This window comes from Nocardia higoensis NBRC 100133 (genome assembly GCF_000308595.1).
Lineage (GTDB): Bacteria > Actinomycetota > Actinomycetes > Mycobacteriales > Mycobacteriaceae > Nocardia > Nocardia higoensis.
Genome location: NZ_BAGA01000179.1, coordinates 19101 through 32981 on the forward strand (window position 1 = coordinate 19101; position 13881 = coordinate 32981).

Consider the following 13881-nt stretch of genomic DNA (forward strand, 5'->3'; position numbering starts at 1 on the left):
CGCCTTTCACAGAGGCGCTGCCTTGCGCCGACACGCTGCCTTCTCCTGCCGCACTGCCCTGTCCTGACACACGGCCTTGCACTGGCACACTGCCGCCGACCGATACGTTGCCGTTCACTGCCACACTGCCTTTCGCCTCCGCATGGTCTTTCCGCTACCGATCAGCGCGTGCCGAGGTAGATCGACTTCGGCTGCTGATACGGAGCGAGTCCCTCCGGCCCCAGTTCGCGACCGAGACCGGAGGCCTTCACTCCGCCGAACGGCGCGGCCAGGTCCAGCGCGTAGTGGTTGACCCCGACCGTGCCGCTCTCGATCCGCGCGGCCAGCGCGATCCCGCGCTCCTCGTCGGTGGTCCACACCGTGCCGGCCAAGCCGTAGGCGGTGTCGTTGGCCAGGTCGACCGCGTGGTCCTCGCCGGTGTAGGGGGTGATCGTCAGCACCGGGCCGAAGATCTCCTCCTGGGCGATGTGCGCGGTGTTGTCGACATCGGCGAAGACGGTGGGTTCGACGAACCAGCCCGTCGGCGTCTCGGCCGGGATCGAACCGCCGGTGGTGCGGCGGAAACCGGCGCGGTCGCCCGAGGCGATGTAGCCGAGCACCCGGTCCCGCTGTGCGGCGCTGACCAACGGGCCGATCGCGGTCTCGCGGTCGAGCGGGTCGCCGATGCGCAGCGCGCGCACGGTCTCGGTGACCGCCTCGACCACCTCCTCGTAGCGCGAAGTCGGCGCGAGGATGCGGGTGCTCGCGTGGCAGGTCTGACCGTTGTTCGGCAGCGACACGTCCAGCAGCGATGCGGCGAACACGGCCAGGTCGGCGTCCTCGGCGACGATGGCGGCCGACTTGCCGCCCAGCTCCAGCGTCACCGGACGCAACAACCGTCCGCAGACCTCGCCGATGGCCCGGCCCGCACCGGTCGATCCGGTGAAGGCGACCTTGTCGACGCCCGGATGGGCGACGAGATGGGCGCCCGCGTCCCGGTCGCCCGGCACGATATTGAGCACGCCATCGGGCAGACCGGCCGCCAGCGCGGCGTCGGCGAGCAGGAAAGCGTCCAGCGCGGTTTCGGGCGCGGGCTTGTGCACGACCGTGCACCCGGCCGCGAGCGCGGGCGCGATCTTCATGGCGCTCAACGGCTGCGGGTAGTTCCACGGGGTGACCGCGACGACCACGCCGATCGGATCGCGGCGCACCACGGTTCGCCCGGCGAACACGCCAGGTCGCACGTCCTCGGCCGCGGCGGACCGGATCAGGCCCGCGTAGTAGGAGAACATCGCGGCCGGCCCGTAGCCGTTGACGCCGATCGACAACGAGATCGGCATGCCGTTCTCCCGGCTGACCAGCGCCGCGGTGGTCTTGGCCCGCGCCTTCAATGCCGCCGCGAATCGATCGAGCACGTCGGCGCGCTGCTCGGGGGTGTAGTCGGCCCACGGCCCGTGCAGGGCGGTGCGCGCCGCGACCACGGCGGCATCGATATCGGCCGTCGAAGCCGACGCCGCGCGACCGAGCACCTTCTCCGTGGCGGCCTCGATCACATCCGTGTGGCCGCCCTGGCGAGGTGCGACCCAGCGGCCGTCGATGAACAGGTCGAGCCGGTCGAGATTGGTTTCGTCCATGGGGAACCTCCGCGACGGGGATGGATTCAGAGGGCGTCTTCGTGCCCGAAGAGGGTGGAGCTGACCAGCGGCGCCATCGGGCCGCCGATGAACAGCGAGAGTTCGGCGCCGGCAACCGGATTGGCCGAGGTGCCACGGATCTGGCGGACGGCTTCGGCCGCGAGATTCATGCCGTTGACGAACGCGTCGCCGAGATTTCCGCCGCTGGTGTTGACCGGCAGCGCGCCGATCCCGGCGGTCAGGTTGTCGACGGTCAGCACCGAGCCGGCCGCCGGGCCCGAGGGAGCCAGGCCGTGATCGATGAGCGCGGCCACGGCGGGGCCGCTGAAGTTCTCGTAGACCTGCACGACATCGATATCGGACGGCCCGACCCCGGCGGCGGCCCACAGCCGGTCGGCCACGCCTGGACGCCCGTTGGCACCGGCGAAGCCCGCGGTGGCGTACTGGTCGTCGTTGTCGATGCGTGCCGAGTAACCGCCGGGCGCGCCCTGGGCTCCCGCGATGACGTAGGCGGGCGGCTGGTTCAGCGTCCGTGCCCGCTGCGCGGAGACCAGCACCAGTGCGACCGCGCCGTCGCTCTCCCGCGAGCAGTCGAACAGGTGGAACGGCTCGGTGACCAGCCGGGACTGTTCGTAGGTCTGTTCATCGAGGGGCTTGCCGTAGGCCTGCGCGGTCGGATTGTTCTGTGCGTGGCGGTAGGCGGCCAGCACCAGCGCGCGCATGGCCTCGCGCGGCACGCCGTCGTGCTCGAGCATCCGCTGGGTGCGCATGGCGCAGACCTGAGCGGGCGAGCCGATGCCGTGGGCGAGGAAGTGCGGTCCGTAGTAGTACTTGGCGTAGCCGAGGCGACCGGTGTCGGCCTGCGCCATGGCCCGGTAGGCGACCACGCACTCGGCCTGGCCGGTGGCGATGGCCGCGGCCGCGGCGTTGATCGCGGCGGCGACGGTGCCGCCGCCACCGCCCCACATCATCGAGGAGAACCGGATGTCGTCGACGCCGAGCGCGGCGCCGATCACCGAACCGTCGTGCCCGCCACCGGCATAGGAGACGAAGCCGTCCAGCTCGCGGGGCGAGATCCCGGCGTCCGCGCAGGCGTCCAGAATCGCCCGCAACGTCATGCGCAGCTCGCCGTCCGGGGATTCGCCACGGCGGTAATGCAATTCGGCGATGCCTGCGACGGCCGCGGCGCCACGCATATCGATGGTGCTCATCGGATTCCCTCCGGTTCCAGGGTCCAGCGCAGCAACGGCCAGGTCGCGCCCTCGTCGAGTTCGAAGCGGCCGGTCACCCGGTCACCGATGCGCACACGCGCCTTCGCCGGCTCGGGTTCGCTCAGGATGCCGAGCACCCGCCGGTTCCCGGCCTGCGGCAGCTCCACCAGCACGGTCACATACGGCGTGGGGACGGGCAGTTCGGAGATGAACGGGTACCAGCTACGCGACCAGCTGTAGACGGTGCCGACCGGCTGCACGCTCTCCCAGCCGGGATCGAAGGTGTGGCAGTGCGGGCACAGCCACTGTGGTCCCCAGATCCATGCCCGGCACTCGGTGCAGCGCTGCAACCGCAGTTCCCCGGCGAGCAGGCCCTCCCAATACGGCGTGTCCACGCCGTCGGGCGCCGGACCCCAGGGGAATTCGACGCTCACGAACGGGCCTCGACCGGGAAGTTCTCCAGGGCGGCGGCGAGCCAGACCCCGTCGTGGTTCTCCCAGATCGAGCGCAGCCCGATCACGGCGTCGGGCGTGGTGTACACGGCTTCGCCGATGTGGGTCGCACCCTCGGCTCGCACATCGCGCACCTCCACCGCGGTCACGGCGCCGCGCGGGACGGTCACGCCGTCGAAGACGGTGGCCAGCCGGGCGGGCACCATGTCGGCCAGCGCGCCCGCGGTGTCACCGGCGGCGACCTTGTTCACGTGCGCTTCGTACCTGGCGCGGAACTCTTCCAGAGACATCGGTTTTCCTTCGTCGTGGTCGGTGTCGATCAGATGAGGACGCAGCCGCCGTCGGCGTCGACGGCGACCGCCTTGCCCGCGGCGTCCTCGGTGGCCAGGCAGCTCAACGTGGTCGGTTCGGTGCTTCGGGCGAGCGTCCGTTCGCCGCTGGGAGTGCGCGCGGCGACGAACGCGGTCTCCGGCTTCCCGTCGCGGTCGTAGACCACCGTCCACGACTCGAGTTCGGCCGTGCCCTGGTAGCTGTCGAGCGCGATCGTGGCCGGTTCGGCGTCGACGAGCGCCTGCACGTCCTCGTGCCGGAACCCGTGCGCAGGCGGCTCGGTCGAATAGACGCCGAAGGCGTGTTTGGTGAGGTAGCCGCCGTTGGCGGTGATCAGGCCGCGCGCGCCGGGATCGCGGCGCAGCGTCTCGGCCATGGTGGCGATGGCGTGGGTGCTGTAGTTGTTCCACGGTCCGCCGGCAAAGGTCAATCCGCCGGTGACCGTCAGCGGGCGGGCCGGATCGTCGATCGGCAGACCCAGCTCGGCGGCTGCCACCTGCACCGCCGAGGGGAAGCACGAGTACACGTCGACGTGGGCGATCTCGTCGAGGCCGACCTCGGCCAGTTCGAGGGCGCGCGCCCCGGCGATCCGAATGGCGGGCGAGCGGTGCAGCGCCCCCCGTTCGGCCACCGCGTAGGTGTCGTGCGCCTCGGCCCCGGCATGCGGGAAGATCCAGCGGTCGCGCGGAATGCCGTGCCGCTGCGCCACTTCCACCGAGCACACCAGCAATGCGGCGGCCTGGTCGACCATATTGTTGGAGTTCATCAGCTTGATGTAGGGCGCGCTCACCCAGCGGTTGTCCGGCGTGGCGGTGGTGATCTCGGCGGGCCGGTACTCGCGCCGCGTCCACGCGTGCGGGTTGGCGGCAGCGACCGCGCTGAACCGCGACCACAGCGCGCCGATCCGGTCGGCGTGCTCGGCGATCGAACTCCCGGCGGCCAGGCGCAGCGCCTGCTCGAACAGCGGGTAGATGTAGGCGGGGCGGTCCAGGCCGATGCGGCGCTCGGACTCCGCCGACATCGGCACCTCGGGAACGACGAGCGGCGCCTTCGGCACCGACTCGTCCTGCTCCGTCCAATCCGGCCGGATACCCTGCGCGCGCAATTTGCTCCGGGTGCGCCAGGATTCCGCGCCGCCGACCAGGACGACGTCGAGCTTCCCGGCGGCGATCTCCGCGGCCGCGGTGTTGACCAGCGTCTGCGGGGTGTTGCCGCCGTTGCCGGTGTAGCCGGTGAGCCGGGGCTGCGCGCCGAGGCGCTCGGCGAGCAGGGCGCCGGGATCGCGGTAGCGCCACGACAGCAGCCGCACGATCCGGACGGCGTCGATCTCCCGCAGCAGCGCGGCCGATCCGGCGTCGGCGGCCGCGCTGCGGGCGGCCTCGGTCAGCAGGTCGATGGGTTCCCGGCCGCCGTCACGCTCGCTGTGCTGGCCGACCCCGACCAGTACCGGGGTCCGTGGATCGAGCGTCATCGCACTCTCCTCCTTCGTTCGTCGCTCTCGCGCACAGCGAGACTATATCTAACGCTATTAGATTTACAACGGCCGTTCAGAGGTTTGCCGCCAGAGCGCCCGCGGCGCCCAGCATCTCCTGCGTATCGACGAACTTCACCCGTGGCCGTCGCCCGGCCCGGCCGTTGCGGCGCTCGGCGGCGTCGATGGCCTTCCACCCCTGCTTACCGATGCGCAGCGGCTGACGCTGCGCGAGGAGGGCTTCGAGCTCGTCGAGGGACCGGGTCGGCGCGGACAGCGCCCCCGCCGCGAAATCCGCCAGCAGGCTCGCCATCGACTCGGCCGAGCACGGCTTGTTGGTCCCGATCACGCCCGACGGACCGCGCTTGGCCCAGCCGGTGACATAGCGGCCGGGCACGGGCGCTCCGTCCGCGCCGACCACCCGGCCCAGGTCGTGTGCCACGGCGCCGCCGTCCGCGCGCAACGGCACCCCGGCCATCGGCGCCGGGCGATAGCCGACCGCGGTGAGCACCAGCCCGCATTCGAGCCGATCGACCTCCCCGGTGGCGCGCACCGCTCCGCTACCGTCGCCGATCGGCTCATTGTGCGCCAGGTCGATCGACTCGACCCGCCCCTGCCCGTGCACCGCCTGCGGCGAGCGGAGGAACTCGAGCCGGATCCGCTTGTCCGCGGAACCCGTGGACCCGGCCGCGAAGTCGGCGATCATGCGGGTCTTGAGCCTGGTCCGGTAGTCCCCGCGCTCGACCTCGCCCATCCCGTCGCCCGTGCCGCCGCGGCCGACGACGATGTCGACACCGGGAATCCGGCCGAGTCCGAGCAGTTCCGGAACCGTGCAGGCCGCGGCGGCCGGATCGCGCCTGCCCGCGATCACGACTTCACGGATCCGGCTCTGCGACAACGCTTCCAGCGCGTGGTCGGCGATATCGGTGCGGGCCAGCGTCGCCGGATCCGATACCAGGATGCGGGCGATGTCCAGCGCGACATTGCCGTTGCCGACGATCACCGCGCGCTCGGCGGAGAAGTCGAACCGATGCGCCGCGTGGTCGGGATGCCCGTTGTACCAGGCCACGAAATCACTGGCCGGATGCACACCGGGCAGATCCTCGCCGGGGATGCCGAGTTCCCGGCCGCGTGCCGCGCCGGTCGCGTAGACGACGGCGTGATGGAAGTCGAGCAACTCCTCCTCGCTGATGTGCACGCCGACCTCGACATTGAGCTCGAGCGACAACTCCTTCCGGTTCAGCGTCCGGCCGAACGCCTGCGCGACCGCTTTGGTCTTCTGATGGTCCGGCGCCACGCCGTAGCGGACCAGCCCGAGCGGTGTCGGCAGCCGCTCGAACATGGTGATCGCGAGATCGAGATCGCGATGGGCGAGCAACTCCTCGGCCGCGTAGCAGGCCGAGGGCCCGGATCCCACGATCGCGACCCGCAACGGCCCGCTGCCGAGAGCAGGCGCGGGCACGGACGGCGCGGGGGCCGTGCCCGCGATGGGCGAATCCACGAAGTACGCCGCGTTGATCTCCAGAAACGGCGCGTCGAGCGGGGTCAGGTCGGTGTCCGGGACGATCGCGTCGACCGGGCACTCTTCGATGCAGGCGCCGCAATCGATGCAGGTCGCCGGGTCGATGTGCAGCAATTCCGCACGCGCGTAACCGGGTTCGTCGGGCCGGGGGCGAATGCAGTCCACCGGGCAGACGGCGACGCAACTCGCGTCGTTGCAACAGGGCTGGGTGACGACATGCGCCATCGTTCCTCCGATTCCCGCGCACCACGGCACGGACAGTGAGGTGTATTACACATTACAGAGAACGTTATTTGTTATACGCTCGGTGATGCGCATCACGCAAGGCGCAAGGGGCTCTTCACTGATCAGCGCGTTCTGCGCTTCCACCCCGGCGGCACCCCCAGCCGGCGCCGCCCCCGCATACCCACAAGGAGGCTTGGTGCCTGCCATTTCCGATGCCGGCTCACGTACCGGCGCGACGACCGAGCACAGAGTGAGCCTGCCCGGACTCGACCTCGACGCGTTGCGCGACCACCTGCGCGAGCACCTGCCCGCCGCGCGGCCCGAGCTGCGGGCGCAAGTGGACACTCTGGCCGCGCTGCACGCGGTGCCGCTCGCCGCGGTCGGCCTGACCGGATTCGGGCGCGCCGAGGGCTTCCTCGCCCGGCACGCGCCCACCGCGAACCCCGGATTCCCGACCGCCGACGACATGGCCGCGCGATACGCCACGGCCACCGGCGCCGACCTGTCGGAACTGCCGTTCTATCGCGCCCTCGGCTACTTCGAGCTCGCGGTGATCGCCGAGGGCATCCACCAGCGCCACCTGGCGGGCCGCACCGTCGGCGACGGCTTCGGCACCACCGGCGCGGCTGTCCCGCTCCTCGTCGACGCCGGTCTGCGCACCCTCGCGCCGAAGCCCTCCACCAACTCCGTCAGAAGGGAAGAACTGTGACATCCGCCGTCATCATCGACGCGATCCGCACCCCCTCCGGGCGGGGCAGACCCGGCGGCGCGCTTTCCGGCGTCCATCCCGCGGCGCTGCTCGCCGGGGTGCTGTCAGCCCTGGTCGAGCGCAACGATGTGCACCCGGCGCTGGTCGACGACGTCATCGGCGGCTGCGTGGGGCAGGCGGGCGAGCAGTCGCTCAACATCACCCGCAACGCGGTGCTGAGCGCCGGCTTCCCGGAGTCGGTGCCGGCGACCACGGTGGACCGGCAGTGCGGGTCGAGCCAGCAGGCGGTGCATTTCGCGGCCCAGGGCGTCATGGCCGGCGCCTACGACCTGGTCATCGCCTGCGGGGTGGAGTCGATGAGCCGGGTGCCGATGGGCACCGCCGTGATGGACCGCGACGCCCGTGGTCCCGGCGTCGCCGCCCGCTATCCCGAGGGGCTGGTGAACCAGGGCATCGCGGCCGAGATCGTCGCGGCCCGTTGGAAACTCGATCGCACCGCCCTCGACGAGTTCGCCGTGCGCTCACACACCCGCGCCGCGGCCGCCGACTTCTCCGACGAGATCGTGCCCGTCACCATCGAGGACGAGCGGGGTGTACGGGTGGCCGACACCGACGAGACGGTCCGCCCCGGCGCGAACCTCGACGCACTCGCCGCGCTACGGCCGGCTTTCCGATGCGAGAACGCGGCCACCCGATTCCCCGAGATCGAATGGAACATCACCGCGGGCAATTCCTCCCCGCTCACCGACGGCGCGTCCGCGGTGCTCATCGCCTCCGAGCACACCGCGCGGGCGCTCGGACTGACCCCACGGGCGCGCTTCCACGGCTTCGCCGTCGCGGGCAGCGATCCGCTGCTGATGCTCACCGGCGTGGTGCCCGCGACCCAGCGGCTGCTGTCGCGCACCCACATGTCGATCGACGACATCGATGCCTACGAGGTCAACGAGGCCTTCGCCGCGGTACCGCTGGCCTGGCAGCGGGATCTGCACGCCGACCCGGAACGACTGAATCCGCGCGGCGGGGCGATCGCCCTGGGCCATCCGCTGGGCAGCTCGGGCACCCGGCTGCTGACCACCCTGCTGAACCACCTCGAAAGCACCGGCGGCCGATACGGATTGCAGACCATGTGCGAGGCCGGCGGCATGGCCAACGCCACCGTAATCGAACGCCTTTAGGCGCATGTGACCTGTGCAGAAGCATGATCCGCCCGAGGCGAGCGAACAAGAAGTTCGATCGAATGACAAATGACGATTGACGTCACTCGTCTCGTGGCGTAACTTCTGCTGTGAGGTACGGCACTTTCGTTCCACCGCCGGACGGTCGCACCGCTCTTGGGATGCCCGTCACAGCCCACGCCGGCACCTCCCCCGACGCCGGCCTCGCTCGAGGCCCGTCGCACCCATTCCTCGACAGCGGAGAATCACCCATGAAGCTCGAAGGCAAAGTCGCCGTCATCACCGGTGCCGGATCGGGATTCGGCCGTCAGTGCGCCCAGCTCTTCTCCTCCGAAGGCGCCAAGATCGCCGTCGTCGACATCGACACCGATCGCGCGGAGCAGACCGTCAAGATCGTCGAAGAGCAGGGCGGCACCGCCCTGGCGATCACCGCCGACGTGGCGAACGAGAGCCAGGTCGACGCCGCGGTCGCGACCACGGTCGAGAAGTTCGGCAAGCTCGACATCATGTTCGCCAACGCGGGCGTGGTCTCGCGCGGCGGCGTCCCTTCCGTCGCGGGCGGCGAGCAGGTCGATTTCCAGGACCTCACCGACGCCGACTGGCAGCACGTCCTTGGCGTGAACCTCAGCGGCGTCTTCTACTCCGCGAAGGCGGCGGTGCCCGCGCTGCGCGCCAACGGCGGCGGCACCATTCTGGCGACCTCGTCGGCGGCCTCCATCCAGGCCTACCACAACATCGCCATGTACTCGGCCACCAAGGCCGGCGTGAACGGCATGGTCCGCGGCCTGAGCCTGGACCTGGGCCGCTACGGCATCCGCGTGAACGCGATCGCCCCGACGCACGGCATGTCGCCGAACTTCCTCATGCCGCCCGGCTCGCCGGTGGTCGGCCAGTCCTACGAGCAGGTCGCGGGCGAATGGGATCCGTCGATCTCGCCCATCCCGCTCAAGCTGAACCGTCCGCCGTCACTGGTGGACAACGCCAAGGTCGCGCTGTTCCTGGCCTCCGACGACTCCGCATACATCTCCGGCCTGGTCCTGCCCTCCACCGACGGCGGCACCCTCGCCCGGGTCGGCATGTGGTTCGCCGAGGACAAGGGCTCCCCCGGGGACCTGTGAGATGACCACTCCCCCAGTCCGTCTCGTCGTCGACCGCAAAGCCTGCGCCGGTCACGGCATGTGCTACGCGGTCGCGCCGATCCTGGTGGAGTCCGACGACCAGGGCGACCCTGTCGTCCTGGTCGATCCGGTTCCCGAGACGCAACTCGACGACGCCGACACCGCCGTATCCGTCTGCCCCGAACGCGCGCTGTCGCTGACGACCGCAGCCCCCTCCGATACAGAGGACCGATAGCGATGACCACGAGTATTTCCGCCGTTCCACCCGAGCTCGTCGTCGACTTCGACGTCTACGACCCGTCCCTCGCCCACCCGGTCGACACCGTCCAGGAGCGTGTCGCCGAACTCGCCGCCAAGGGCCCGGTGGTGTACTCCACCGCGCACGGCGGGCACTGGATCGTCACCCGCTACCACGAGATCCACGAAGTCCTGCGCGACGCCGAGACCTTCTCCAGCTACCCGAACAACCTGGTCTCGACGGCCGCCGGTTTCGGCAAGTTCATCCCGATCGAACTGGATCCGCCGGAGCACACCGGCTACCGGCGCGCCCTGCAGCCGCTGTTCAGCCCGAATCGGATGAAGGCCCTGGAGGAGGACATCCGCGATGTCGTCAACGACCTCATCGACGGGTTCGCGGGCAAGGGCGAAGCCGAGTTCATCGCGGAGTTCGCCCACGAGCTGCCCGCCCGGGTGTTCCTCGCGCTGATGGACTGGCCGATCGAGGACGCCCCGCTGTTCACCGAGGCGACCGACATCATCCTCACCGGCGTCCCCGGCGGCACCGAAGAAGAGTCGACGATGGCCCGTGCCAAGGCCGCCTTCGAGATGTTCGGCTACTTCCAGAAGATGATCGAACAGCGCCGCACCAACCCGAGCGAGGACATCACCTCCACGATCATCCACACCGAGTTCGAACTCGAGGACGGCACCCGCCTGCTCACCGACGAAGAGCTCAACCGGATGTTCTTCCTGCTGCTGATCGCCGGCCTGCACACCGTGCAGGGCTCGCTGGCCTGGAGCATCATCCACCTCGTCCACAATCCCGAGCAGCGTCAGCAGATCATCGACGACGAGAGCATCATCCCCTCCGCCGTGGAGGAGATCCTGCGCATCGAGGCGGCGGTGATCCCGGGCCGCCGCGCCACCCGCACCACGGAGCTGGGCGGCGTGACCATCTCCGAGGGCGACCAGCTGATCCTCATGTTGTGCGGCGCCAACCGCGACAGCGCGGAATTCGAGTCGCCCGACCAGCTCGAGCTGGACCGGATGCCGAACCGGCATCTGTCCTTCGGCGCGGGCGCGCACCGCTGCATCGGCTCGCACCTGGCCAGGATCGAACTGCGGATCGCGCTCGAGGAGCTGCACCGGCGGATCCCCGACTACGACCTGGTCGAGTCGGACCCGCCCGTGCTGCACGCCAGCCAGGTTCGCGGATGCGCACGGCTACCGATCCGCTTCACCCCGGTATCCTGACCGGTGGCCTGCGGTGTGCGGAGACTTGTGCCGCACACCGCCGGGGCCGGACGACCAACGCAGAACGTTTCGCGGGTATTGTCAAGGGAGACGGCGGTCCGCATCGAATTCGTGGAGGGCAGGACTGACATGGCCCGACGCAACAGCAATGTGCTCAGCTCGGACTTCGAGGAGGCACGTGGCCAGATCCTCGAGGCGGCTCAGTCCACCTTTCTGCACTTCGGCGTCGCCAAGACCACAATGGACGACATCGCCAAGGCCGCAGGCGTGTCCCGCCCGACCATCTATCGCTACTTCCGGGACCGGGACACCCTCGTCGCCGAATTGATCCGGCTGCGGTCGCGGCAACTGTTCGTGCGCGGCACCAAATACGTGCTCGAGCGCGAGAGCTTCCGCGACCAGTTGATCGACGGGCTGATCTTCCTTGTCGACCGCGGCCGCAAGGATCCGCTGATCCGGCTGATCGTCAGCCCGGAGCACATGGATCTTGCCGCGGCCGTGGTCGGCTCCTCCCATCTGGCGGCCGAGCTGACGCTGGAGATGTGGGGGCCGATCTTCGACCGCGCCCGCGAGCGCGGCGAACTGCGACCCGGGATCGACAATGCGAAGGCCTGCGAATGGCTCGGCCTCGTCCAGCTCATCCTGGTGGGCCGGTTCGATTTCGAGGATCCGAGCGACCCCGCGCATCGGCAGATGCTGGAAACCTTCGTTCTGCCCGCCTTCCTGGCCTGACCCCGGCGGTCCACCCGCGGCGCACTGCCGCACGCCATCTTGCAAACTAAACCCTATAGGTTTAGTGTGATCCGCATCCCACCGGCGCCACACCGACGGCGCCCGTCACACCCCACTCGATGGTCGCACCCTGCGCGCACAAGTGATCTGCCGCAGCGGATTTCGCGACCAGGCCGGTGAGCGTCACGGCCCGTCCCCTCGAATGGAAACAGAAGGACATCGAACCATGACTAGCACGATCGATTCGACGACAACTCCCGCGATCGCCGACCGCGAGCAGGTGTTCATCGGCGGCCGCTGGACCGATTCCACCGGCGACGACTGGACCGAACTGGTCGACTCGTTCAGCGAGGAGACCGTGTCCCGGGTGCGTCTGGCCACGGCCGAGGACATCGCCGCCGCGGTGGCCGCCGCCCGCGCCTCGTTCGAGCGCGGCGAGTGGGCGGCCGAGCCGATCGCCGAGCGCGCCGACGTGCTCGACGAGATCGCGAACCGCCTGGAACAGCGCGTCGACCAGCTGACCACCATCGGCGTGATCGAGGTCGGCGTGCCGGTGTCGATCAGCCGCCCGACCCAGCAGATGGTCGGCGGCCTCTTCCGCGCGGTCGCCGCCGTGGCCAGGGCGACCGAACTGTCCGAGCAGCGGACCCGCGCCGACGGCGGCATCTCGGAAATCGTCAAGGAACCCAAAGGCGTTGTCGCCGCGATCATTCCGTGGAACGGACCGATCGGCACCATCGCCTTCAAGGTGGCGCCCGCGCTCGCGGCGGGCTGTTCGGTGGTGCTGAAGACCGCCCCCGACGCGCCGGAGTCGCCCTCGGTGTTCGCCGACATCATCGGCGAACTCGTCGCCGAGGGCCGCATCCCCGAAGGCGTCGTCAGCGTGCTGTGCGCCGATCGCGAGGTCTCCGAGGCGCTGGTCACCAATCCGGACGTCGACCACATCACCTTCACCGGCAGCACCGCCGCGGGCCGTCGCATCATGTCCCTGGCCGGCGAACGCGTCGCCGGCGTCTCGCTGGAACTCGGTGGCAAGTCGGCCGCCATCATCCTCGACGACGCCGACCTGAACACCGTGCTGCAGAGCCTCCCGATGGCGGGCTGCATGCAGTCCGGCCAGGCCTGTGTCGCGTTGACCCGCGTCCTCGTCTCCCGCGCCCGACACGACGAGGTGGTGGCAGCGCTGAAGCTCGCCTACGGCGCCCTGCCCATGGGCAATCCGTGGGAGCCCACCAACTTCCTCGGCCCGCTGGCGTCGGCTCATCACTACCAGCGCGTGCTGAACCACATCGAGGTCGCCAAGCAGGACGGCGCCACGGTGGTGCTCGGCGGCGGCCGCCCCGAGGGCCAGGACAAGGGCTTCTTCGTGGCCCCGACCCTGCTCGACAATGTGCGCCCCGACGACCGGATCGCCCAGGAAGAGGTGTTCGGCCCCGTCATCTCGATCATCACCTACGAGGACGAGGACGACGCGGTCGCCATCGCCAACAACTCCATCTACGGCCTGTCCGGCGCGGTGTACACCGAGGACGCCGAGCGCGGCTACGCCCTGGCCCGCCGGATCCGCACCGGCACCATCAGCGTCAACACCGCCGCCATGGACTTCACCCTGCCCTTCGGTGGGTACAAGCAGTCCGGCATCGGCCGTGAGGGCGGCCCGGAGGGCCTGGCGGAGTTCTTCGAGACCAAGACCGTCCACTTCCCCGCTCCGGCCCCGGCCAAGTGACCGAACGACCGTCGTTGCGGCGCCTCCGATCTCGAAGGCCCGCAGCGCCCGTCCACTGACCTCACCGCACCCGAATCCGGCCCCGCCCGTGCCCCGGCGGGGCCGGATTCGTTCCTGCCTGGTA

General features: G+C 69.9%; 13 protein-coding genes. 7 read left to right on the forward strand and 6 right to left on the reverse strand.

Translation table 11 applies throughout. From position 1 onward, the window contains the following. Positions 1–161: 161 nt before the first annotated feature. From ON26_RS28905 to ON26_RS28930, 6 genes are all read right to left on the reverse strand, one after another. Positions 162–1613 (reverse strand): aldehyde dehydrogenase, encoded by a 1452-nt coding sequence (locus ON26_RS28905; RefSeq protein ID WP_040801083.1) that lies wholly within the window; start codon positions 1611–1613, stop codon positions 162–164. 26 nt (positions 1614–1639) lie between these two features. Further along, entirely contained in the window at positions 1640–2824 is a 1185-nt protein-coding gene (locus ON26_RS28910) for a thiolase C-terminal domain-containing protein (RefSeq protein ID WP_040801084.1), read from the reverse strand. Continuing rightward, positions 2821–3258, reverse strand: a complete 438-nt coding sequence (locus ON26_RS28915; RefSeq protein ID WP_040801085.1) for a Zn-ribbon domain-containing OB-fold protein — start codon at positions 3256–3258, stop codon at positions 2821–2823. Before ON26_RS28915 ends, ON26_RS28910 begins: the two co-directional genes overlap by 4 nt. After that, a complete protein-coding gene (locus tag ON26_RS28920) occupies positions 3255–3566 on the reverse strand; it encodes a hypothetical protein (protein WP_040801086.1) in 312 nt (103 codons plus the stop codon). Before ON26_RS28920 ends, ON26_RS28915 begins: the two co-directional genes overlap by 4 nt. A 29-nt stretch (positions 3567–3595) precedes the next feature. Next, positions 3596–5077, reverse strand: a complete 1482-nt coding sequence (locus ON26_RS28925; RefSeq protein ID WP_040801087.1) for an acetyl-CoA acetyltransferase — start codon at positions 5075–5077, stop codon at positions 3596–3598. A 76-nt stretch (positions 5078–5153) separates the two neighbouring features. Continuing rightward, positions 5154–6824 carry an FAD-dependent oxidoreductase gene (locus ON26_RS28930; RefSeq protein WP_040801088.1) on the reverse strand — a complete coding sequence of 557 codons (1671 nt, stop codon included), beginning with the start codon at positions 6822–6824 and terminating at the stop codon, positions 5154–5156. 196 nt (positions 6825–7020) lie between these two features. Here ON26_RS28930 and ON26_RS28935 point away from each other — a divergent pair, with 196 nt between their 5' ends. From ON26_RS28935 to ON26_RS28965, 7 genes are all read left to right on the forward strand, one after another. Then, entirely contained in the window at positions 7021–7533 is a 513-nt protein-coding gene (locus ON26_RS28935) for a hypothetical protein (RefSeq protein WP_157172049.1), read from the forward strand. Then, positions 7530–8708 carry a thiolase family protein gene (locus ON26_RS28940; protein WP_040801089.1) on the forward strand — a complete coding sequence of 393 codons (1179 nt, stop codon included), beginning with the start codon at positions 7530–7532 and terminating at the stop codon, positions 8706–8708. The genes ON26_RS28935 and ON26_RS28940 overlap by 4 nt, the downstream gene beginning before the upstream one ends. Before the next feature lie 251 nt (positions 8709–8959). Further along, on the forward strand, positions 8960–9826 hold the full coding sequence (locus ON26_RS28945) for an SDR family NAD(P)-dependent oxidoreductase (RefSeq protein ID WP_040801090.1): 867 nt from the start codon (positions 8960–8962) through the stop codon (positions 9824–9826). A 1-nt stretch (position 9827) separates the two neighbouring features. Next, positions 9828–10061: a ferredoxin gene (locus ON26_RS28950; RefSeq protein ID WP_040801091.1), complete on the forward strand. Its 234-nt coding sequence runs from the start codon at positions 9828–9830 to the stop codon at positions 10059–10061. Positions 10062–10063: 2 nt separating this feature from the next. Then, entirely contained in the window at positions 10064–11299 is a 1236-nt protein-coding gene (locus ON26_RS28955; RefSeq protein ID WP_040801093.1) for a cytochrome P450, read from the forward strand. 129 nt (positions 11300–11428) lie between these two features. Then, complete coding sequence (locus ON26_RS28960; protein WP_040801094.1) at positions 11429–12031, forward strand: TetR/AcrR family transcriptional regulator; 603 nt, start codon at positions 11429–11431, stop codon at positions 12029–12031. 226 nt (positions 12032–12257) lie between these two features. Then, positions 12258–13757, forward strand: coding sequence for an aldehyde dehydrogenase (locus ON26_RS28965; RefSeq protein ID WP_040801096.1), 1500 nt, complete (start codon positions 12258–12260; stop codon positions 13755–13757). The last annotated feature ends 124 nt before the right edge of the window (positions 13758–13881 follow it).